Origin of the sequence: Mycolicibacterium diernhoferi (genome assembly GCF_019456655.1) — a bacterium.
GTDB lineage: Bacteria > Actinomycetota > Actinomycetes > Mycobacteriales > Mycobacteriaceae > Mycobacterium > Mycobacterium diernhoferi.
In genome coordinates this window covers 4,476,263-4,498,487 of the sequence record NZ_CP080332.1, presented here as the reverse complement: position 1 = coordinate 4,498,487, position 22,225 = coordinate 4,476,263, and the positions used below count along the sequence as shown (strand labels likewise).

The window sequence follows — 22,225 nt, the reverse complement described above, 5'->3', positions numbered from 1 at the left end:
GACCCGGAGGAGCACGGCAGCATGCGTCAAGTAATCATGTACAGCGCCGGGGACGTCCGGGTGGAGCAGCGTGCCGACCCGACGATCATCGAGCCCACCGACGCGATCGTCCGTCTCGTGGCGACCTGCATCTGCGGATCGGACTTGTGGCCTTATCGGGGTCTCGAACCCGCCGACCACCAGGTGATGGGCCACGAGTATGTCGGAATCATCGAGGAGATCGGCGCCGATGTGAAGAACATCAAGGTCGGCGACTTCGTCGTCGGATCGTTCGTCATCTCGGACAACACCTGTGAGATATGTCGGTCCGGTTATCAATCCAAGTGTGTGAATGCGGCCTTCGTGTCTGTGGCGATCGGCACCCAGTCGGATAAGGCCCGCATCCCCTACGCCGACGGCACCCTTGTCCCGACTCCCGGTCAGCCGGACGAAGATTTGATCCCCTCACTGCTGGCCGCCTCTGACGTGCTCGGCACGGGCTGGTTCGCCGCCGTCGCCGCGGAGGCGGGGCCGGGTAAGACCGTTGCGGTCGTCGGCGACGGCGCGGTCGGATTGATGGCGGTTCTCGCGGCCAAGCAGCTCGGGGCGGATCGGATCATCGCAATGTCGCGGCATCCCGACCGGCAACAGCTCGCTCTCTTCTACGGCGCGACCGACATCGTCGTAGAACGCGGCGACGAGGGCGTGGCGAAGATCAAGGAGCTCACCAACGGGCTCGGCGCGCATAGCGTGATCGAGGCTGTCGGCACGCAGGAATCGACCATGCAGGCCATCCGCGCGACCCGTCCCGGCGGGCACATGGGCTTCGTGGGCGTCAGCCACGACGTCGCGATCCCCGGCCCGGAGCTGTTCTTCTCCGAGATCCACCTGCTCGGTGGTCCTGCCCCCGTCCGTCGGTTCCTGCCGGACCTGATCGAGCTGATCTGGGACCGCAAGATCGACCCCGGCAGGGTTTTCGACCTCACGCTGCCGCTCGAGAAGGCCGCTGCGGGGTATGCAGCGATGGACGAGCGTCGCGCCACCAAGGTGCTGCTGCGGCTCTGACTTCCGACCGCCGGTAGCCGGCAGGGTCGGGCGCGCGCCGGTCGGGCCCACCGCCCGGTCACGGATCGATGTGCAGCAGCCGCTCGGCGTTGCGGTGACTGATCTTGGCGCGATCGTCCACGCCGATCGGTGCGCCGGCCAGGAAGGCGGTCGCAGTGCGGATGTCCTCATACGGGTAGTCCGTGGCGAACAGGACGTGCTCGGGGCCCAACGCCGACAGGGCACAGAGCAGGGGCGCGTCGTCACACACCCCGCTGGTGGTGACGTAGAGGTTGCGGCGCAGATACTTCGAGGGATGTTCGAGCTCGAGTTCGATGCCGTGGTGGCGGTGCCAGTCCCAGCGCGAATCCAATCGCCACAGCGAATAGGGCAGGCTCTCGCCCATGTGCCCGAGCAGCAGCTTGGCCCCGGGAAAGTCGTCGAACACCCCGCCGAAGATCAGCCGCAGTGCGTGCGTGGCGGTATCGGTGCCCCAACTCCACATCGGTCCGATCAGCTCGGGATGGCCGCCGATGACATGCGGAGTGTCGAACCCGTTCGCCGGATGCAGATACAGCGGCACGTCCAGGGCTTCGGCGCGCTCCCAAACCACCCGCAGCGGCGGCGCGTCCAGGTAGCTGCCCAAGGTGTGCGCATTGACCAGCGCGCCGCACAGCCCGAGTTGCTCGACGGCGCGCTGCAGTTCGTTCGCCGCGGCGTCCGGGTTCTGCAGTGGCAGCGCGGCGAACCCTCGGTACCGGGTCGGGTTGGCGGCGATCAGCCCGGCCAGGAAGTCGTTGGCCTCGGCGGCCCTGGCCACCGCCACCTGCGGATCCGGCTCGGCCTGAATCCCCGGCGCGGTCAACGACAGGACCGCGACATCGACACCGGCGGCGTCCATATCTGCCAAGCGTTGTTCGGCGAGGTCGGTCAGCCGCTTGGAGGCGTCCTGCCAGACCTGGGGCTGGGCCAGTTCACGGGTGGCATCGCTGTAGTGGGCGAGGTCGCCGGTGAGAAAATGCTCCTCCAGTGCGATGGTGCGCATCTCGTCTCGCTTTCACCGAATGCCCGTGGTGTCGACGCTACGCGCCTCATCGGCACCAGTTGGAGCAAATGCGGGGCCGGGGTCTCGGGGAGCGAAACCGGGGCCGACGTGCCGCCGGGCACTCGCAGGCTCGCCCGCGGCCGTCCACCTCCATCGGAGTGAATTGAGGTTAGCCTAACCTTCTGCTAACTTGCCCCGCAGGAGCTGCGCGGGCGGTTCACGGGTAGCAGAGGCAGGGCTGGTGGCGGTTGCAGTCGGTGCCGTTCGCGGTGCACAGCCCGCCCCGTCATACGGCCACCGGCGCGCCGATGTTCAGGGCCTGCGCGCGGTCGCGGTCCTGGTGGTCATCCTCGACCACGTCGGCATGCCGGGTTTCTCGGGTGGATTCGTCGGAGTCGACGTCTTCTTCGTGATCTCCGGTTATGTGATCACCCGGATGCTCCTGCGCGAGTCCCCGCGGTCGCGCGGTGCATGGTTCCTCGACTTCTACGCCAAACGCGCGCGACGGATCGTCCCCGCCGCGACCCTGGTGATCACCCTCACCGTCATCGCCACGTTCGAACTCACCAACTTCCTCCGGGGCGCCCGGGTGCTGCCGGACGCGACGGCCGCGTCGCTGTTCCTCGCCAACTTCCACTTCATCGAGACCGGCACCGACTACGCCCGGCTGGGCAGTGATCCGTCTCCGCTGCAGCACTATTGGTCGCTGGCGGTGGAAGAGCAGTTCTATCTGGTGTGGCCACTGCTGGTGATCCTCGCGATCGCCGTCGCGGCCCGGGTGCGCCGGGCCGCGCTGCGGCCGGTCCTGTTCGGGACGCTGATCGCGATCGTGGCAGCCAGTTACGCGTATTCGATCGTGTTGACCTCCGGCAACGGGGTCGAGGCCTTCTTCTCGCCGCTGACCCGGGCGTGGGAGTTGGCGATCGGCGCCCTGTTGGCGGTGGCCCAACCGTGGTTGGCCACCAGGATCTCGGCCGTGCCGGCCGCCGTCCTCGGCTGGTCCGGTATCGCGGCGATCGTGTGGTCGGTCCTCACCCTCGATCACACCAGCCGTTTCCCGGGGTGGGTCGCCGCCGTGCCGGTGCTCGGCGCCGCGGCGATCCTCACTGCCGGGATGTGCGTGCAGCGCACGGTCCCGACGACCGCGCTGAGTGGCCGCGCCGCCGTCTACATCGGCGATATCTCGTACTCGCTCTACCTGGTGCACTGGCCGGTCTTCGCCATCACCGCCGCGCGCATCGGCCAGGATTTCTCCCTGCCGATGCAATGGCTGCTCATCGGTGCGACCTTCGCGGGTGCGGCGGTCATGTACCACGCATTCGAGGATCCGATCCGTCGCTCCCGGGCACTTGCGATGCGTCCCTGGCTGAGTCTGGCCATCGTCCCGGTGAGCATCGCCATCGTGTTCGCGGTCGTCGCCTTCGAGCGTCACCGGTGGTCCCTGCCGGTTCCCCTTGTCCAGCAGTTGTTTTGATTCTCTGCGAAAGGATTGTTGAATGACGATGCGCTTGACCGCCAAGACCGTTGCGGGCGTGGCGATGTGCGCAGCACTGATGTCGGCCGGATGTCAGGCGGGGATTGACACCCCGGTTGCGGCCCCGGATTCGGGATCGGCGCCCGTCCCGGCTGCGGTGCCCCAGGCCGAGGTGTTGCAGGCGGTGCAGGCCGCCGCCGATCTGCGCGACCTCCCCGCGAACATCACCACCGACGAGTTGTTGGCCACCAGCGGCGACTACGCCGAGCAGTGGTCGATCGAGGGTTGCGAACCCGCGCTGGCGCAGACCCGGCTCGACGACATCGGCCCGTGCACACTCGGTGACACCGCCGGCGACCGAACCATGGTGCTGATCGGTGATTCCGCCGCGTCGATGTGGCATGGAGCCCTCGACCTGATCGGCAAGCGCAATGGGTGGCGGGTGATCGCCTTGACCAAGAGCAACTGTGGTCCCGCGGCGCTGACCTATTACCAGTGGCAACTCGAGCGCGCCTACACCGAGTGCGATGACTGGCAGGACTGGCGGATGGAGATCATCGGGCAGGAGAAGGCCGAGATCGTGGTGATGGCCGGGTTTTTCGACGGCGGTAATCAGGGGCCCGGTCGTGACACGACCCCGCGGGTGTGGCGCGACGCCCTGGTGAAGACCATCGCCGAACTGCCCGAGGGCACGCAGGCCTTCCTGCTCGGCAACATCCCGCGCCCGGCCGAGAGCCCGTCGGAGTGCGTGGCGAGCAACCCGGCCGATCTCACCCGGTGCGCGGTGCCGGCGGCCGAGGCGCTGCCCGATCAGGCGGGCTGGTCGGGTGCCGCCGAACTCACCGGCCAGACCTACGTCGACGTCGATCCGTGGTTCTGCACCGAGGTCTGCCCGGCCGTGATCGCCGATCAACTGGTCTACTCCGGGAAGTACCACCTCACGGCGGAGTACGCCCGATACCTGTCGGGATCGCTCGAGGAGATCATGGTGCCGGCGCTGACCGCGCCGCGCTGACCGGGACCGCCCGAAATGTGTCGGGTCACACACGCCCGCATGGCGATCAACGGCCCCACCGTGTTCCTCAACGACGACTTCTCCGAGTTCAACGACGGCAGGTCGAGTACACCCACCGCGCCACCGTGGTCCAGCCGCGCGAGGACCAGTTCTGGGGTGACCGTTACGGGGTGTTGCGGGATCCGTTCGGCCATCAGCGGTCGCTGGCCGAGACCGTGCGCGAGGTCGACGTGGACGAGGTGCTGTCCCGGATGGCGAGCGGCGGCCGGCCTGCTACGGCCGTAAGACCCTAAGAGGTGGTCCGGATGGCTCTGCCCGGCCGTCCCGGCGCGGATCACCATCAAGAGCAAACCGCTCGGCCGATGCGGTGAGCACTGAGAGAGGGGCCGCCGACCATGCTCGGAACACTCGCGCCAGACGAGATCGAGGAACTGCTGAGCACCGAGGCAGTCGGGCGCATCGGGTGCATTCACCAGGGACGCCCGTATGTGGTGCCGGTCTGCTACGTGTACCAGGACGGCGCCGTCTACGGGCACACCACCGAGGGCATGAAATGGCAGGCGATGAGAGCCCATCCCGACGTGTGCTTCGAGGTGGAGCACGTCGACACCTTGAACGCCTGGCGCAGCGTGATCGCCTGGGGCCGTGTCGAGGAACTCGACGGCGCGGACGCCGAGCACGGCTTGCGACTGCTCATCGACCGGCTGATGCCGCTGCTGCGCCCGGGTGGGTCCGGCACACCGCCGCCCGCGCACGGCACCGCGGGACACGCCGCGGTGTATCGCATCCGGCTCGGCGAGAAGACCGGACGGTACGAAAGCCCGGATGCCGGTGCCCCCGCCGCGACGTCATTCCGGTAGGTAGGCCTACGGCAGCGACGCCGGCAGTCCGTTGGCGGTGCGTCCATGGGCTTGTGATCGATTGCTCGATCGACGACCTGGTGCCATGACGCGGCGTAGCTTCGAGACAGGGCAGAGATCGGGGGTGATCGTGGCATCCACCATCGACGACACGGCGTCCACCGACAACGCCGACGCGGGTCACGAGGTGGCTCGCGGCCCGATGCGGCAGCGCGGCGAATGGCGGTGGCGCACCCAGCCCTCATCTGTGACGCTCAAGCTGACCATGGTGGTCACGGGTGTGGTGTTCGCCTTGTTCGTCCTCGTGCACATGATCGGCAACCTGAAGGTGTACACGGGCGCAGCGCATTTCGACGCGTACGCGCACTGGCTGCGCACGCTCGGTGAACCGCTGTTGCCCTATGAGGGCGCGCTGTGGATCTTCCGGGTGGTGCTGCTGACTTGTCTCGTCGCCCATGTCGGTGCGGCGACGATGCTCACCGTCCGCGGACATCGCGCACGGGGCCGGTTCCGGCGCGCCGGTATGCGGTCATTGCGCACCTTCACCGCGCGAACGATGTTGACCGGGGGCATCGTGCTCCTGCTGTTCATCGTCTTTCACATTCTCGACCTCACGACGGGCACCCGACCGGCGGCCAGTGCTGCGTACCGTCCCGGCCACGCGTATGACAATTTGATCGCCAGCTTCGAGCGGCCTGCGGTTGCGCTGTTCTACTTCCTCGTGATGGCGGTGCTCGGTGCGCATCTGGTGCACGGCCTCTGGACGGTGGTCAACGATCTCGGGGTCACCGGCCACCGCGCCCGCCAGGTGCTGGTCGCCCTCGGTGCTCTGCTTGCACTGTCGGTGGCCGTCGGCAACATGTCCATCCCCGTCGCCGTCCAACTGGGCCTGCTGTGACCGCGCCCGGTTCGCTGCGCGTCGTCGGCGGCCCCGTCGACGGCGGGGTTCCCGCAGGTGACCCCGCCACCGCCTGGGAGCGCCGCCTGCTGGACTACCGGCTGGTCAGCCCGCTGAACCGCGGCAAGTTCACCGTGATCGTCGTCGGCACCGGACTCGCCGGCGCCGGGTGCGCGGCGGCGCTGGCCGAACTCGGCTACCGCGTCGAGTCCTTCACCTTCCACGACACGCCGCGGCGCGCGCACAGTGTGGCCGCTCAGGGCGGAATCAATGCCGCGCGCGGACGCAAGGTCGACAACGACAGCGTCCGCCGCTTCGTCAAGGACACCGTCAAAGGCGGCGACTTCCGCGCCAGGGAGGCTGACTGCTTCCGGCTGGCTCAGGAATCCGCCCGGGTGATCGACCACATGAACGCCATCGGCGCACCGTTCGCCAGGGAATACGGCGGCAGCCTGGCCACCCGGTCGTTCGGCGGTGTGCAGGTCTCGCGGACCTATTACACGCGGGGACAAACCGGTCAGCAGCTGCAGATCGCCGCGACCCAGGCGCTGCTGCGCCAGGTCGACGCCGGCGCGGTGAACCTCCACACGCGCTGTGAGATGTTGGACCTGATCGTCGAGGACGGGGTGGCCCGCGGAATCGTCACGCGCAACCTGATCACCGGCGAGGTGCGGGCGTTCACCGGGCACGCGGTGGTGCTGGCCACCGGGGGTTACGGGAACGTGTTCTTCCGGTCGACGCTGGCGAAGAACTCCAATGCCAGTGCGACGTGGCGCGCCCACCTGCGCGGCGCGCTGTTCGCTTCGCCGTCATTCATCCAATTTCATCCCACCGCGCTGCCGGTGAACTCACAGTGGCAGTCCAAGACCATTCTGATGAGCGAGTCGCTGCGCAACGACGGCCGGATCTGGGTGCCGAAGAAGTCCGGAGATGACCGCCCCGCCAACGACATTCCCGAAGCCGAGCGCGACTACTACCTGGAGCGGATGTACCCGGCCTACGGCAACCTGGCGCCGCGCGACGTCTCGTCCAGGGCGGCACGCGCTCAGATCGAAGCCGGCCACGGCGTGGGTCCGCTGAAAAACAGCGTGTATCTGGACTTTCGCGATGCGCTGAGGAAGCTGGGGCGGGACAAGATCGCCGAACGGTACGGCAACCTGTTCTCGATGTACTCGGACGCCACCGGCGAGGATCCCTACCAGGTGCCGATGCGCATCGCGCCGGGGGCGCATTTCGCGATGGGCGGGCTGTGGAGTGACTTTGATGAAATGACCTCTATACCAGGTCTTTTCGTGGCCGGTGAGGCGGGATGGACCTATCACGGCGCGAACCGGCTCGGCGCCAACTCGTTGCTGTCGGCCTGCGTCGACGGATGGTTCACCCTGCCCTATGCGATTCCGAACTACCTCGCAGGACTGCTCGGCACCACCGCGCCGGGCTCCGACCAGCCCGCGGTGAGAGCGACGCTGGCCGACGTCGAACGGCGGGTGGACGCGCTGCTGTCCATCGACGGCACGCAGGGACCCGACCGCTTCCACCGCCGGCTCGGCGAAATCCTCTACCGGGGATGCGGCGTGTCGCGATCGGAGTCCGGACTGAAGGCGGCGATCGTCGACATCGACGCGCTGACCGCCGATTTTTGGGCGGACCTGCGCGTGGCCGGAACCGGTGCGCAGTTCAACCAGGAGTTGGAGAAGGCGGGCCGGGTGGCCGACTTTCTCGGGTTGGCGCGGTTGATGTGTGTCGACGCGCTCGACCGCGACGAATCCTGCGGAGCGCACTTCCGGGTGGAGCACCAGACCAGCGGTGGAGAGGCCCAGCGCGACGACCGGCACTGGTGCTTCGTGTCGGCCTGGGAGCACAACGGCGACGGGCCCCCGGTACGCCGCGACGAGCCCCTTGCCTTCTCCGCGGTGCCGCTGCAGACCAGGAACTACGCCTGAAAGGTGCCGCGTGAAGCTGATATTGGACATCTGGCGCCAAGCCGAACCCACCGCGCCCGGTGGTTTCCAGTCCTACGTCGTCGAGGATGCGGCCCCGGAGATGTCCCTGTTGGAGCTGCTGGACCGGCTCAACGACGACCTGGTCGCCGAGGGTCACGACCCGGTGGCCTTCGACTCCGACTGCCGCGAGGGGGTGTGCGGGTCGTGTGGGATCACCGTCGACGGCCGCCCGCACGGTCCGCTGGCCAACACCCCGTCGTGCCGCCAGCACGTGCGGTCGTTCACCGACGGAGCACGGGTGCGGCTGGAGCCGTTCCGGTCGGCGGCGTTCCCGGTGGTGCGGGATCTGGTCGTGGACCGCTTCGCGCTCGACCGGATGATGGCGGCGGGTGGTCACGTCGCCGTGGATGCCGGCACCGCAGGCGACGCCGACGCCGACCCACTTCCCCACGATGACGCCGAGTACGCGCTGGACTTCGCCGCGTGTATCGGGTGCGGGGCCTGTGTGGCGGCCTGCCCCAATGGTGCCGCGCATCTCTACGCCGGGGCGAAGCTCCTGCATCTGGCGGTGATGACCCGCGGCCGTGAGGAACGCGGTAGGCGGGCCAAGACGATGGTGGCCCAGATGGAGGAGGACTTCGGGCCCTGTTCGAGTTATGGCGAGTGCTCGATGGTGTGCCCCGAGAGCATCCCGCTGACCGCCGTCGCGGCGGTGAACCGGGAAGTTGTGCGGTCCCGGTTGCGCGGCAGAGCCGACTGAGGGCGGAGGGCGCCGGTGAGCAGACCATGGGTGCCGTATCTGTGGAAGGCCGGTGTTCCGGTTCTGGTCGCCGCCGCGGTGTACTTCCTGCCGGTGCCCGGCGGGGTGGACCCGACGGGCATGCGCATGCTGGGCATCTTCCTGGGCACCATTTTGGGGCTGATCCTGCAACCGCTGCCGACCGGGGCGGTGGCGCTGATCGGTATGGCGGCGGCGATGTTGACCAAGACCGAGTCGGCCGCCAGGGCTCTGGCCGGATTCGCCAATACGACGGTGTGGCTCATCGTCGCCGCGTTCTTCATCGCCGAGGGTTTCCTGATCACCGGTCTGGGGCGGCGCATTGCGTTGCTCTTCGTCACCCGCCTGGGGCGTTCTACTCTGGGACTGTCCTACGGCATGGCGTTGACCGATCTGATCCTGGCGCCCGCCACACCGTCGAACACGGCACGGTGCGGGGGAGTGGTGTTCCCGGTGGTGGCCTCGCTGAGCCGGCTGGAGGACTCCCATCCCGAACCCGAGGAATCGCGCAAGAGGCTCGGTGCGTTCCTGACCCTGACCGCATTACAGGTCAACGTCGTCACGTCGGCGATGTTCCTGACCGCGATGGCCGGCAATCCCGTCGCACAAGCGGCAGCCCGGGATTTCGGTATCGAGATCTCCTGGGGCCGATGGGCATTGGCGGCGATGGTGCCGGGAGCGGTCAGCCTGATCGCCGTGCCGTGGGTGATGTCGAAGATCTACCCGCCGACGGTCGACAAGACGCCTGAAGCGCCCGACGAAGCGCGAGCCCAGCTGCGCGAGGCCGGACCCATGTCGCGGCACGAATGGATCATGGCCGCCACGTTCGTGCTGCTGTTGCTGTTGTGGTGCCTCGGCGACTTTCTCGATATCGACGCCACCACCGCCGCATTCACCGGGATCGCGGTCCTGCTCATCACCGGCGTGCTGTCCTGGAAGAACCTGGCCGACAACACGTCTGCGTGGAGCACGCTGGTGTTCTTCGGTGTCCTGGTCGGCATGGCCGCCGAACTCAACGAACTCGGGGTCATCGACTGGATCGGAGAGTCGGTGGCCGGATCGGTGGACGCGCTGCCGTGGCTGGCGGCGTTCGCGATCCTGACGACGGTCTACTTCTACTCGCACTACCTGTTCGCGTCCAACACCGCGCACATCGTGGCGATGTACGGCGTGTTCGTCGGCGCCGCGATCGCCACCGGGGCGCCGCCGCTGTTCGCCGCGCTGGTGTTCGGCTTCATCGGCAGCCTGTTCGGCGGGCTGGCGCACTATTCGTCCGGGCCGGCCGGTGTGATCTACGGATCGGGCTATGTCAAGACCGCGGAGTTGTTCCGCATCGGCTTCCGGATGAGCGTGCTCAACATCGCGATCTGGACGTCGATCGGCGGGCTGTGGATGAAGGTCCTCGGCATCTGGTGACGTGCCCCGGACGAACGGCAAGCGCGTCGGAACCGGCTTTCATCTGAGTGTCCAGGTGCGCGACCTCCCGGGGGCAGCCATGTGCTCTGATCCGTCCCGAAAAGGGTCAACGGCTCGCGCACTGTGCGAATTGGGCGGAGATAGCCCATTTGTGAGAGCCGCCCGGCGCGGCCCCTCAGTGGGCCAGGTGGGCATCGAATCGGGACGGTTGGCACCGCCGGCGGAGACCGGGTTGTGGGAACGAGCCAAGGCGGCGCGGTGCGCGGGGCGTAGCTGCCCAGCAACCGAAAACGGGCAGGCCGAACCAGCAGCGAACGGATAGATGAGGGGTAGGCTTCCCCAAATTGGGGTGTTTTGCCTGGTCGGCGTGGTGCCCCCGGCAGGATTCGAACCTGCGGCCTTCTGCTCCGGAGGCAGACGCTCTATCCCCTGAGCTACGGGGGCGCAATCAGATGAAGCTGCGCCGTTGGGCGTGCACAGCGTAACGCATCATCGAACCGGTAATGGATTCGGGACCTGGGGACCGCGCGTCATAGGATGGTCCCTCGTGACACCTGCCGATCTGGCTGCCCTGCTCAGAGCCACCGCCGCCGCGGTCCTGACCGAGCACAGCCTCGACACCAGCGCGCTGCCCGAGACGATCACCGTCGAACGCCCGCGCAACCCTGAGCACGGCGATTACGCCACCAACGTGGCCCTGCAGCTCGGGAAGAAGGTGGGGGTCAACCCGCGCGAACTGGCCGGCTGGCTGGCCGCCGCGCTCACCGACGCCGACGGGATCGCCGCCGCCGAGATCGCCGGGCCCGGGTTCGTCAACCTGCGTATCGAAGCGTCGGCTCAGGGTGTCGTCGTGGCCAACGTGCTCGACGCCGGTGCCGAGTACGGCCACGCCGCCGACCTGGCCGCCCAGAACATCAACCTGGAGTTCGTGTCGGCCAACCCGACCGGCCCGATCCACATCGGTGGGACCCGCTGGGCCGCGGTGGGCGATGCGCTGGGCCGGCTGCTGGCCACCCAGGGCGCCCAGGTGACCCGGGAGTACTACTTCAACGACCACGGCGCCCAGATCGACCGGTTCGCCCGGTCGCTGATCGCCGCCGCCAAGGGCGAGCCGGCCCCCGAGGACGGCTACGCCGGCGCCTACATCAACGACATCGCGACCGCCATCCTGGCGAAGGCGCCGGATGCGCTGAGCCTGCCGCCCGATCAGCAGCAGGAGACCTTCCGGTCCATCGGTGTGGACCTGATGTTCGCCCACATCAAGGAATCGCTGCACGAGTTCGGCACCGATTTCGACGTGTACACCCACGAAGATTCGATGCACACGTCCGGCCGGGTGGACCAGGCCATCGCCAAACTGCGCGACAACGGCGCCATCTACGAGAAGGACGGCGCGACCTGGCTGCGCACCACCGACTTCGGTGACGACAAGGACCGGGTGGTCATCAAGAGCGACGGCAACCCGGCGTACATCGCCGGTGACCTCGCCTACTACCTGGACAAGCGTGCGCGGGGATTCAACCTGTGCATCTACATGCTCGGCGCCGACCATCACGGGTACATCGCCCGCCTCAAGGCCGCCGCCGCGGCCCTGGGCGACGATCCGGCCACCGTCGAGGTGTTGATCGGGCAGATGGTCAACCTGGTCCGTGACGGGCAGCCCGTGCGGATGAGCAAGCGGGCCGGCACCGTCATCACCCTCGACGACCTGGTGGACGCGATCGGTGTGGACGCCGCCCGGTACGTGCTGATCCGGTCCTCGGTGAACAGCCCGATCGACATCGACCTCGGGTTGTGGGCGAGCGCGTCCAACGAGAACCCGGTCTACTACGTGCAGTACGCGCACGCGCGGCTGTCGGCGTTGGCGCGCAACGCCGCCGAACTCGGGTTGACCGCGGACACCGCGCACCTGGACCTGCTCACCCACGACCGGGAAGCGACACTGATCCGCAACCTCGGTGAGTTCGGCCGGGTCCTCAAAACCGCTGCCTCGCTGCGCGAACCGCACAGGGTGTGCCGCTACCTGGAAGACCTGGCCGGCGATTACCACCGCTTCTACGATTCCTGCCGGGTGCTCCCGCAGGGCGACGAAGAGGCCGGCGATCTGAACCGGGCCCGGTTGGCATTGTGCAAGGCCACCCGCCAGGTCATCGCCAACGGTCTGGCCATCCTCGGTGTCAGCGCTCCGGAGCGGATGTGAGCGGCCAGCACGCCGCCGGTACCGTGCCGGCCCAGCCGCGCACCACCGACGAGATCATGCTGCTGGCCCCGAACGTGTGGCCGCGCAACCTGGTTCGCGGTGACGACGGTGTGGTGTCGGTTGCCGGCGTGTCGGTGACAGACCTGGCCGAGCAGTTCGGCACCCCGCTGTTCGTCATCGACGAAGACGACTTCCGCGGGCGTTGCCGCGAGATCGCCGACGCGTTCGGCGGCGGGGAGCATGTGCACTACGCCTCCAAGGCGTTCCTGTGCAGTGAGATCGCCCGCTGGGTGCACCAGGAGGGCCTGTCGCTGGACGTGGCCACCGGCGGTGAACTGGCCGTGGCGCTGCATGCGGACTTCCCGGCCGAGCGGATCACCGTGCACGGCAACAACAAATCGGTCGAAGAACTGACCGCGGCGGTGAACGCCGGAGTCGGGCACATCGTGATCGACTCGGAGATCGAGATCGAACGCCTGGAGGCCGTCGCCGGAGCCGCGGGTGTCGTGCAGGACGTGCTGGTACGCGTCACCCCGGGTGTGGAGGCGCACACCCACGAGTTCATCTCGACCGCGCACGAGGACCAGAAGTTCGGCCTCTCGCTGGCCAGCGGTGCAGCCATGGAGGCCGTGCGCCGCGTCTTCGCCACCGACAACCTGCGCCTGGTCGGTCTGCACTGCCATGTCGGCTCGCAGATCTTCGACGTGTCCGGATTCGAGATCGCCGCGCGTCGCCTGCTCGGCCTGCTGGCCGACGTGGTGGCCGAGTTCGGTGTCGAGAAGACCGCGCAGATGAGCATTCTCGACCTCGGCGGTGGCCTCGGCATCTCGTATCTGCCGCAGGACGATCCGCCACCCATGAAGGAACTGGCCGACAAACTCAAGGCCATCGTCACCAACGAGGCGGCCGCGGTCGGGCTGCCCACCCCGACCCTGGTGGTGGAACCGGGACGCGCGATCGCCGGACCGGGCACCATCACGCTCTACGAGGTCGGCACCGTCAAGGACGTGGCGACCAGCCCCACCGCGCACCGGCGTTACGTCAGCGTGGACGGCGGGATGAGCGACAACATCCGGCCCGCCCTCTACGCCGCCGAGTATGACGCCCGGCTGGTGTCCCGGGTCAGCGACGGATCCGCAGTTCTGGCCCGCATCGTCGGAAAGCACTGCGAGAGCGGCGACATCATCGTCCGCGACACCTGGGTGTCCGACGACCTCGGGCCGGGCGACCTGCTGGCGGTCGCCGCCACCGGTGCGTACTGCTACTCGATGTCGAGCCGGTACAACATGCTGCGCCGCCCGGCGGTCGTCGCGGTGAAGGACGGAACCGCGCGGCTGATCCTGCGCCGGGAGACGATCGAGGACCTGTTGAGCTTGGAAGTAGGGCAGTAACGATGTCGAAGGAGGTTCGCGCATGACAGACCAGAAATCGATCGGCGTGGCGGTGCTCGGACTGGGCAACGTCGGCACCGAGGTGGTCCGGATCATCGAGGAGAGCGCCGCGGACCTCGAGGCGCGTATCGGCGCCCCGCTGGAACTGCGCGGCATCGGCGTTCGCCGGGTGGCCGAGGACCGTGGTGTCCCGGTGAGCCTGCTCACCGATGACATCGATGCGCTGGTGTCCCGCGATGACGTCGACATCGTGGTGGAACTGATGGGGCCGGTGGAACCGGCCCGCAAGGCCATCATGACCGCCCTGCAGCAGGGCAAGTCCGTCGTCACCGCCAACAAGGCGCTGATGGCCCAGTCCACCGGTGAGCTCGCTCAGGCCGCCGAAAAGGCGCGCGTTGACCTGTATTTCGAGGCGGCGGTGGCCGGTGCGATCCCGGTCATCCGGCCCCTGACGCAGTCGCTGGCGGGTGACACGGTGCTGCGGGTGGCCGGCATCGTCAACGGCACCACCAATTACATCCTCTCGGCGATGAACGACACCGGCGCCGACTATGCCGACGCACTGGCCGACGCGAGCGCGCTCGGCTACGCCGAGGCCGACCCGACCGCCGACGTCGAGGGTTACGACGCCGCGGCCAAGGCGGCGATCCTGGCGTCCATCGCCTTCCACACCCGGGTGACCGCCGACGACGTCTACCGCGAAGGCATCACCAAGGTCACCGCCGCCGACTTCGAGTCGGCAAAGGCGTTGGGCTGCAACATCAAACTGCTCGCCATCTGCGAACGCCTCACCACCGGCAAGGGTAAGCAGAAGGTCTCGGCGCGGGTGTACCCGGCGCTGGTCCCGCTGGATCACCCGCTGGCGGCGGTCAACGGCGCCTTCAACGCGGTCGTCGTCGAAGCCGAGGCGGCCGGCCGGCTGATGTTCTACGGCCAGGGCGCCGGCGGTGCGCCGACGGCCTCGGCGGTGACCGGCGATCTGGTGATGGCGGCCCGTAACCGGGTGCAGGGCGGCCGCGGCCCCCGAGAGTCCAAGTACGCAAAGCTGCCGATCGCTCCGATCGGCGCCATCCCCACCCGGTACTACGTCAACATGAACGTCAAGGACCGCCCGGGCGTCTTGTCCGCTGTGGCAGCGGAATTCAGTAAGCGTGAGGTGAGCATCGCCGAGGTGCGCCAGGAGAGTATGACCGACGACGAGGGCGAGCTGTCCGGCGCCCGGATCGTCGTGGTAACCCACCAGGCCACCGATTCGGCGTTGTCGGAAACCGTTGAGGCGCTGGCCGATTTGGACGTGGTGCAGACCATCAACAGCGTGCTTCGTATGGAAGGGACAACAGCATGAGTGGCACAGCGGCCGCCGGGCCGGTGCACAAGGCGTGGCCGGGCCTGATCGAGGCCTACCGGGATCGGCTGCCCGACGCGAAGGACTGGACTCCGGTCACCCTGCTGGAGGGCGGTACCCCGCTGATCCACGCCAAGCGGCTGTCCGAGCAGACCGGCTGCACCGTGTATCTGAAGGTGGAGGGTCTCAACCCCACCGGTTCCTTCAAGGACCGCGGCATGACGATGGCGGTGACCGACGCGATCGCGCGCGGTCAGCAGGCCGTGCTGTGCGCATCCACCGGAAACACCTCGGCCTCGGCGGCGGCCTACGCCTCCCGCGGCGGGATCACCTGCGCGGTGCTGATTCCGCAGGGCAAGATCGCCATGGGCAAGCTCGCGCAGGCGGTCATGCACGGCGCCAAGATCATTCAGGTCGAAGGTAACTTCGACGACTGCCTGGAACTGGCCCGCAAACTGACCGCGGACTACCCGACCATCGGGCTGGTCAACTCGGTGAACCCGGTGCGCATCGAAGGGCAGAAGACCGCCGCGTTCGAGATCATCGACGTGCTGGGCACCGCGCCGGATGTGCACTCGCTGCCGGTCGGCAACGCCGGGAACATCACCGCCTACTGGCGCGGTTACCGCGAATACCACCGCGACGGTCTCTCCGATCGCCTGCCGCGCATGCTCGGAACGCAGGCCGCCGGAGCCGCGCCGCTGGTCAGTGGTCAGCCGGTGCGTAACCCGGAGACCATCGCGACCGCCATCCGGATCGGGTCGCCGGCGTCCTGGAACTCGGCGGTGGAGGCTCAGGAGCAGTCCGGGGGCCGCTTCCTGGCCGCCACCGACGAGGAGATCCTGGCCGCCTACCGGCTGGTGGCCGCGGCCGAGGGTGTGTTCGTCGAACCGGCGTCCGCGGCAAGTATTGCCGGCCTGCTCAAGTCGATCGAGGACGGTTGGGTCAAGCCGGGTTCCACCGTGGTGTGCACCGTCACCGGCAATGGCCTCAAGGACCCCGACACCGCGCTCAGGGGCATGCCCGAGGTGACTCCGATCCCGGTTGATCCGGCCGCCGTGGTGGCCCACCTGGGTCTGGGCTGACGGTCGGAACATTGGTGAATCGAACTCTGCCGGCTGGGCTGCGAGCCAGCGCCGTCGTCGCGGCCTCCAGTGCCAACCTCGGTCCTGGCTTTGACAGCCTTGGTCTCGCACTGAGCCTGTACGACGAAATCATCGTCGAGACAACTGATTCCGGCCTCACCATCGAGGTCGAGGGGCAGGGTTCCGGGCAGGTGCCGCTGACCGCCGACCATCTGGTGGTGCGCGCGATCCGGCGCGGCCTGGACTCGGCCGGGCTCAGCGTCGACGGGCTGAATGTGGTGTGCCGCAACGTGATCCCGCACTCGCGGGGGCTCGGATCGTCTGCGGCGGCCGTGGTTGGTGGACTGGCCGTCGTCAACGGCTTTGCCACGCAGGTGGATTCGCCGGAGCTCACCGTCGCTCAGCTGGTGCAGTTGTCCTCGGAGTTCGAAGGTCACCCCGACAACGCGGCGGCCGCCGTGCTCGGCGGGGCGGTGGTCTCCTGGACCGTGGCCGGCAGCGACCCGGCCCGCTACGACGCCGCGCATCTGCAGTTGCATCCGGATATCCGGCTTTTCCCGGCGGTGCCGGAGACCCGGTCCTCGACCGCGGCCACCCGGGGCCTGCTGCCCGAACAGGTCAGCCACGCCGACGCGCGGTTCAATCTGGCGCGGACGGCGATGCTTGTGGTGGCGCTCACCCAGCGGCCGGATCTGCTGCTGGAGGCCACCGACGACCGGCTGCACCAGGCGCAGCGCGCGCCGGCGATGCCGGCCTCGGCGGAATATCTCACGCTGCTCCGGCGTTCTGGGGTGGCAGCGGTGCTTTCCGGTGCAGGACCAGCGGTGATTGCTCTCACCGACGGTTCGGACCTACCGCCCGAAATCCTCGAGTACGGCGCCGCGAATGGATTCACGGTGACCGAGATGTCGGCGGGAGACGCGGTTCGGTGGAACGCGGAAACCCCCGCCCAGACGGTGTCGGGGTAACACGCGAGAACCGGGGGCTCCTTGCTTCCAGCACTGATGCGGGTTATTCTCGCTTTCGTCCAGCAATCACAGCGGCTCTACCTGCGCTGACACTTAGGACGACTACCCAATCTTTCGTTTCACTCGTGGACTGATGGTCTGCCGCGCAGCGGCGGACCCTGGCGTTCACCGTTGCTCCGGCGATGGTGACGCCGCGGAAGAACGCGCGCTCGGCTCTTCGGCTGGGCGCAGATGACCTTCGGGGAACCCCTCGCGAAAACGTGATAGGCGAGGGAAAGAAAGGAAATCCGTGACTGATACGGACCTCTTCACGGCAAGCGAGAGCGGCGAGACCGCCGCGCAATCTGCCGCCGTGACCACAACCAAAGCCGCGCCGAGCGCAGGCGTCACCCGCGGTGGCCGTTCCGGCTCGCTGACGTCGATGCTGCTCCCGGACCTGCGCGCCCTGGCGGGTGAAGTGGGTGTCAAGGGCACCTCGGGCATGCGTAAGAGCGAACTGATCGCCGCGATCAAGGAGCACCGGGGCGAGGGCGGTGCCGCCGCGAAGGCCGCACCGGTCAAGGCGGCCGAAGCGCCGGCCGCCGCCGAGGCTCCGGCCGCAGCGCAGGCCGATTCCGGCGAGGCCCCGCAGCGGACGGCCGCGCCACGCCGCGAGCGCCGCGGCGCCGCCCGCCAGTCGGGTGCACCGGAGAGCCAGAAGGCGCAGGCCGGCAGCGACAAGGCCGCCGGTGACAATGCCGACGCCGCCAAGGGCGGGGAGAGCAAGGCCGACGAGAACAAGGCCGAGAACAAGGCCGACGCGAACTCCGGAAGCTCCGCGAACGACGCCGCGCAGGAATCTCCGCGCACCGAGCGTGCCGAGCGCACCGAGCGTGCCGACAATGCCGGCGGTGGCTCCGACAACCGCGAGAACCGGTCCCGGAACGCCGACGGCGGGGATCAGCGTGACCGCAACAGCGATCGCAACAGCGGTGACCGCAACAGCGGCGGCAACAACCCGAACGCGAACAACGCCAACAACGATGACGACGAGGGCCGCCAGGGCCGTCGCGGCCGGCGGTTCCGCGACCGCAAGCGCCGCGGCGAGCGATCCGGTGGCGACGGCGGCGGGGGTGGCGACCGCGACACCGAACTGCGCGAAGACGACGTCGTCCAGCCGGTCGCCGGCATCCTCGACGTGCTGGACAACTACGCGTTCGTCCGGACGTCGGGCTACCTGGCCGGGCCGAACGACGTGTACGTGTCGATGAACATGGTGCGCAAGAACGGCCTGCGCCGCGGTGACGCGGTCACCGGGGCCGTGCGGGTGGCCCGGGACGGCGAGAGCAGCGGCGGCGGTAACAACCCGCGCCAGAAGTTCAATCCGCTGGTCCGGCTGGACACCGTCAACGGTGGCCCGGTCGAGAACGCCAAGAACCGGCCGGATTTCCAGAAGCTGACCCCGCTGTACCCGAACCAGCGGCTGCGCCTGGAGACCACGCCGGATCGTCTGACCACGCGCGTGATCGACCTGATCATGCCGATCGGTAAGGGTCAGCGCGCGCTGATCGTCTCGCCGCCCAAGGCCGGTAAGACGACGATCATGCAGGACATCGCGAACGCGATCACCAAGAACAACCCGGAATGCCACCTGATGGTGGTGCTCGTCGACGAGCGTCCGGAAGAGGTCACCGACATGCAGCGCTCGGTGGTCGGTGAGGTCATCGCCTCCACCTTCGACCGGCCGCCGTCAGATCACACCCAGGCCGCCGAGCTCGCCATCGAGCGGGCCAAGCGCCTGGTGGAGCAGGGCAAGGATGTCGTCGTCCTGCTCGACTCGATCACCCGACTGGGCCGCGCGTACAACAACGCGTCGCCGGCGTCGGGGCGCATCCTGTCCGGTGGTGTCGACTCGACCGCGCTGTACCCGCCCAAGCGGTTCCTCGGCGCGGCGCGCAACATCGAGCACGGCGGGTCGTTGACCATCATCGCCACGGCGATGGTCGAGACCGGTTCCACCGGTGACACCGTCATCTTCGAGGAGTTCAAGGGCACCGGTAACGCCGAGCTCAAGCTCGATCGCAAGATCGCCGAGCGCCGGGTGTTCCCGGCCGTCGATGTCAACCCGTCCGGTACCCGTAAGGACGAGCTGCTGCTCGGTGCCGACGAGTTCGCCGTCGTGCACAAGCTGCGCCGCGTGCTCAGCGGGCTGGATCCGCATCAGGCCATCGATCTGCTGATGAGCCAGCTGCGCAAGACCAAGACGAACTACGAGTTCCTGGTGCAGGTTTCCAAGAACACCCCCGGTGGAAACAGCGACCACGACTGACCCGCTGCACCTGCGATTTCGGCGCGGTTTCGTACGCTCAGCGTACGTTTCCGCGCCGAAATCGCTCGAGGGTGCTCAGGCCGCCGGATCGGTGCGCAGCGCCGGGATCAGATACCGCCGGATGTGGCTGAGCAACTGAGCGGGATCGTTCGGATCGAGCGTGTCGCCCGGCACGGTCGCCAGTGAGATCACCACGCGGGCAACCCATTCCGACGCCTCGGCGATGACGGTGTCGGGGTGGATCTCGCCGTTGTCGCGGGCCGCGATGAGGTAGCCGGTCCAGAAGTTGGCCAGATCGGGCACCAGGCCCTGCACGCCGGCGCCCGCGCAGGCCGCGAACTCCTCGGGTTCGGCGATCCGCAGCTTCATCAGCAGCGCGCCCGGGTCGTCGTAGGCGGTGCGGCCGTGCCTGATGCCCGCGACGATCTGGTGGTCGAGGCCCTGTATATGCCCCAGGACTGCGTGCGCCTGCGACCAGTAGGCCTCGTTGAGGCGCACGATGGCCGCGCCCAGCAGCGTCACCTTGTCCGGGAAGTGCCGGTACAGCCAACCCCGGGACACCCCGGCCGTCTCGGCCACCTCGGAGACGGTGGTGGCGCGGATGCCCTTGGCGTGCAGGCACACCTCGGCCGCATCGATCAGGCGGTCGCGGACGGTGGCCGTGCGGGTCGGCACAGGATGGCTCCTCGGCTTGAGAACTCGGTGAGTTGCATTCTGCCAACAAGTCGCGCCGGGGCGGGGGACGGGCCGCCGCCGATGGTAGACAGTATCGAGGATCTGTTCACTGACGGAGGTGCCGCGGGAATGCCGGACACACTGCAACAACTGCTGCGCACCCGGGCGGACGGCGACACCCCGGCGGTCAAATTCGGCGACGACGTCTGGACGTGGCGCGAACACATCGCCGACGCCCGCCGCCAGGCCGCCGCACTCATCGCGCTCGCCGATGCCGCGCGGCCGTTGCATGTGGGGGCCCTGCTGGGGAACTCGCCCGACATGCTCACCGCGCTGGCCGCCGCCGGCCTGGGTGGCTACGTGCTGTGCGGCATCAACACCACCCGCCGCGGCGAGGCCCTGGCCCGGGACATCGCCAGGGTCGACACCCAGATCCTGCTCACCGACGCCGCACACCGCCGGCTGCTGGACGGCCTCGACCTGCCCGGCGTCACGGTGCTCGACACCTCCGGCGCTCACTGGGCGCAACTGCTGGCGCAGGCCCCCGACCTGGCGCCGCACCGCGAATGCACTCCCGACGACACCTTCATGATGATCTTCACCTCCGGCACCAGCGGTGAGCCCAAGGCCGTCGAGGTGCCGCACTCGACCGTGCTGTTCGCCGGCAGCGCTCTTGTCCAGCGCTACGGCCTCGACAGCCGGGACACCTGTTACCTGGCCATGCCGCTGTTCCATTCGAACGCCGTCTACGCGGGCTGGAGCGTCGCCGTCGGCGCCGGCGCCGCCATGGCGCCCGCCAGTTTCTCCGCCTCCTCGTTCCTGCCGGACATCCGCCGCTACGGCGCGACCTACATGAACTACGTCGGAAAACCGCTGGCCTACATCCTGGCCACCCCCGAACAACCCGGTGACGCCGACAACCCGTTGCGCGTCGCATTCGGCAACGAGGCCGCCGACCGCGACATCGAGGCCTTCGGGCGGCGATTCGGCTGCACCGTATGGGACGGATTCGGGTCCACCGAGACCGCGGTGATCATCACCCGGCCGGACGACTGCCCGCCCGGCTCGATCGGCCAGGGTTTCCCGGGCGTGGCCATCTACAACCCCGAGACCCTGACCGAGTGCGCTGCCGCAAGGTTCGATGCCCACGGCGCGCTGCTCAACGCCGAAGCCGCGACGGGGGAGTTGGTCAACACCAGTGGGAGCGGACTGTTCCGCGGGTACTACAACGACCCCGCCGCGACCGGCGAACGGATGCGCGGCGGCATCTACTGGTCCGGCGACCTGGCCTACCGCGACGAACAGGGCTGGATCTACCTGGCCGGACGCACCGGGGACTGGATGCGGGTGGACGGGGAGAACCTGACCGCGGCGCCCATCGAGCGGATCCTGCTGCGCCTGCCCGAGGTCGCCGTGGTCGCCGTCTACCCGGTCCCCGACGAGCACGTCGGCGACCAGGTGATGGCCGCGATGGTGCTGCAGGACGGGGCCGAACTCACCCCCGCCGGCTTCGCGGAGTTCATCGCCGCCCAGCCCGACCTGTCACCGAAAGCGCGGCCACGCTACGTCTGGATCGCCGAGGAGCTGCCCAGCACCGCGACCAACAAGATCCTCAAGCGCGAACTCATCGCCCGCGGCACCGATCCGCGCGGACGCAGCCTGTGGGAGTGGTCCGGTCAGGATTACCGTCCGGCCCGCTGAGTGGGGAATACCTGCCGGTCCTGGCGCGTTTTCGCATTCGACGGTTGACCTGGCATAATGGACCGTCGACCCTCGGTTCCGGTTCACGCTCGAAGACTCC

At 68.3% G+C, this 22,225-nt stretch carries 18 protein-coding genes and 1 tRNA gene; 16 read left to right on the top strand and 3 right to left on the bottom strand.

Features of this window, described 5'->3' with window-relative positions:
• Window positions 1-21 precede the first annotated feature (21 nt).
• Window positions 22-1,044 carry a zinc-dependent alcohol dehydrogenase family protein gene (locus tag K0O62_RS21280; RefSeq protein ID WP_205870733.1) on the top strand — a complete coding sequence of 341 codons (1,023 nt, stop codon included), beginning with the start codon at window positions 22-24 and terminating at the stop codon, window positions 1,042-1,044.
• 58 nt (window positions 1,045-1,102) lie between these two features.
• Here the strand turns inward: K0O62_RS21280 and K0O62_RS21275 are convergent, their stop codons facing one another.
• Window positions 1,103-2,068, bottom strand: coding sequence for an amidohydrolase family protein (locus K0O62_RS21275; protein WP_073858296.1), 966 nt, complete (start codon window positions 2,066-2,068; stop codon window positions 1,103-1,105).
• 241 nt (window positions 2,069-2,309) lie between these two features.
• On the opposite strand from K0O62_RS21275, the gene K0O62_RS21270 reads away from it, so the two are divergent.
• The 8 genes from K0O62_RS21270 (at window position 2,310) to K0O62_RS21235 (ending at window position 10,452) form a co-directional block, all read left to right on the top strand.
• Window positions 2,310-3,542, top strand: a complete 1,233-nt coding sequence (locus K0O62_RS21270) for an acyltransferase family protein (protein ID WP_073858295.1) — start codon at window positions 2,310-2,312, stop codon at window positions 3,540-3,542.
• Between the two features lie 22 nt (window positions 3,543-3,564).
• On the top strand, window positions 3,565-4,557 hold the full coding sequence (locus K0O62_RS21265) for an SGNH hydrolase domain-containing protein (protein ID WP_073858294.1): 993 nt from the start codon (window positions 3,565-3,567) through the stop codon (window positions 4,555-4,557).
• A 125-nt stretch (window positions 4,558-4,682) separates the two neighbouring features.
• Window positions 4,683-4,850, top strand: a complete 168-nt coding sequence (locus K0O62_RS29040) for a hypothetical protein (protein WP_308214472.1) — start codon at window positions 4,683-4,685, stop codon at window positions 4,848-4,850.
• A 102-nt stretch (window positions 4,851-4,952) separates the two neighbouring features.
• Window positions 4,953-5,417, top strand: a complete 465-nt coding sequence (locus K0O62_RS21255) for a pyridoxamine 5'-phosphate oxidase family protein (RefSeq protein WP_073858293.1) — start codon at window positions 4,953-4,955, stop codon at window positions 5,415-5,417.
• Window positions 5,418-5,619: 202 nt separating this feature from the next.
• Window positions 5,620-6,315 carry a succinate dehydrogenase cytochrome b subunit gene (locus K0O62_RS21250; protein ID WP_073858399.1) on the top strand — a complete coding sequence of 232 codons (696 nt, stop codon included), beginning with the start codon at window positions 5,620-5,622 and terminating at the stop codon, window positions 6,313-6,315.
• A complete protein-coding gene (locus K0O62_RS21245) occupies window positions 6,312-8,258 on the top strand; it encodes a fumarate reductase/succinate dehydrogenase flavoprotein subunit (protein ID WP_073858292.1) in 1,947 nt (648 codons plus the stop codon). Before K0O62_RS21250 ends, K0O62_RS21245 begins: the two co-directional genes overlap by 4 nt.
• Before the next feature lie 10 nt (window positions 8,259-8,268).
• The gene (locus K0O62_RS21240; protein WP_073858291.1) at window positions 8,269-9,018 is read left to right on the top strand and encodes a succinate dehydrogenase/fumarate reductase iron-sulfur subunit; all 750 of its coding nucleotides are present in this window, start codon (window positions 8,269-8,271) and stop codon (window positions 9,016-9,018) included.
• Window positions 9,019-9,048: 30 nt separating this feature from the next.
• Window positions 9,049-10,452, top strand: a complete 1,404-nt coding sequence (locus K0O62_RS21235) for an anion permease (protein WP_073858290.1) — start codon at window positions 9,049-9,051, stop codon at window positions 10,450-10,452.
• 368 nt (window positions 10,453-10,820) lie between these two features.
• Here K0O62_RS21235 and K0O62_RS21230 read toward each other — a convergent pair.
• Window positions 10,821-10,896, bottom strand: a tRNA-Arg gene (locus K0O62_RS21230).
• A 103-nt stretch (window positions 10,897-10,999) separates the two neighbouring features.
• Here K0O62_RS21230 and argS point away from each other — a divergent pair.
• From argS to rho, 6 genes are all read left to right on the top strand, one after another.
• Window positions 11,000-12,652 carry an arginine--tRNA ligase gene (gene argS, locus K0O62_RS21225; protein ID WP_073858289.1) on the top strand — a complete coding sequence of 551 codons (1,653 nt, stop codon included), beginning with the start codon at window positions 11,000-11,002 and terminating at the stop codon, window positions 12,650-12,652.
• Window positions 12,580-14,043: a diaminopimelate decarboxylase gene (gene lysA, locus K0O62_RS21220; protein WP_165637026.1), complete on the top strand. Its 1,464-nt coding sequence runs from the start codon at window positions 12,580-12,582 to the stop codon at window positions 14,041-14,043. Before argS ends, lysA begins: the two co-directional genes overlap by 73 nt.
• Before the next feature lie 22 nt (window positions 14,044-14,065).
• Window positions 14,066-15,388, top strand: a complete 1,323-nt coding sequence (locus K0O62_RS21215; RefSeq protein ID WP_073858287.1) for a homoserine dehydrogenase — start codon at window positions 14,066-14,068, stop codon at window positions 15,386-15,388.
• Window positions 15,385-16,473, top strand: a complete 1,089-nt coding sequence (gene thrC / locus K0O62_RS21210; protein ID WP_073858286.1) for a threonine synthase — start codon at window positions 15,385-15,387, stop codon at window positions 16,471-16,473. Before K0O62_RS21215 ends, thrC begins: the two co-directional genes overlap by 4 nt.
• A 14-nt stretch (window positions 16,474-16,487) precedes the next feature.
• Window positions 16,488-17,441 carry a homoserine kinase gene (thrB, locus tag K0O62_RS21205; RefSeq protein ID WP_073858285.1) on the top strand — a complete coding sequence of 318 codons (954 nt, stop codon included), beginning with the start codon at window positions 16,488-16,490 and terminating at the stop codon, window positions 17,439-17,441.
• Between the two features lie 289 nt (window positions 17,442-17,730).
• The gene (gene rho, locus K0O62_RS21200) at window positions 17,731-19,749 is read left to right on the top strand and encodes a transcription termination factor Rho (RefSeq protein WP_073858284.1); all 2,019 of its coding nucleotides are present in this window, start codon (window positions 17,731-17,733) and stop codon (window positions 19,747-19,749) included.
• A gap of 75 nt (window positions 19,750-19,824) precedes the next feature.
• On the opposite strand, the gene K0O62_RS21195 is transcribed toward rho, so the two are convergent.
• Entirely contained in the window at window positions 19,825-20,424 is a 600-nt protein-coding gene (locus tag K0O62_RS21195; protein WP_073858283.1) for a TetR/AcrR family transcriptional regulator, read from the bottom strand.
• A 129-nt stretch (window positions 20,425-20,553) separates the two neighbouring features.
• Between K0O62_RS21195 and fadD1 the strand changes: the two genes are divergently transcribed.
• The gene (gene fadD1 / locus K0O62_RS21190) at window positions 20,554-22,125 is read left to right on the top strand and encodes a fatty-acid--CoA ligase FadD1 (protein WP_073858282.1); all 1,572 of its coding nucleotides are present in this window, start codon (window positions 20,554-20,556) and stop codon (window positions 22,123-22,125) included.
• Window positions 22,126-22,225 lie beyond the last annotated feature (100 nt).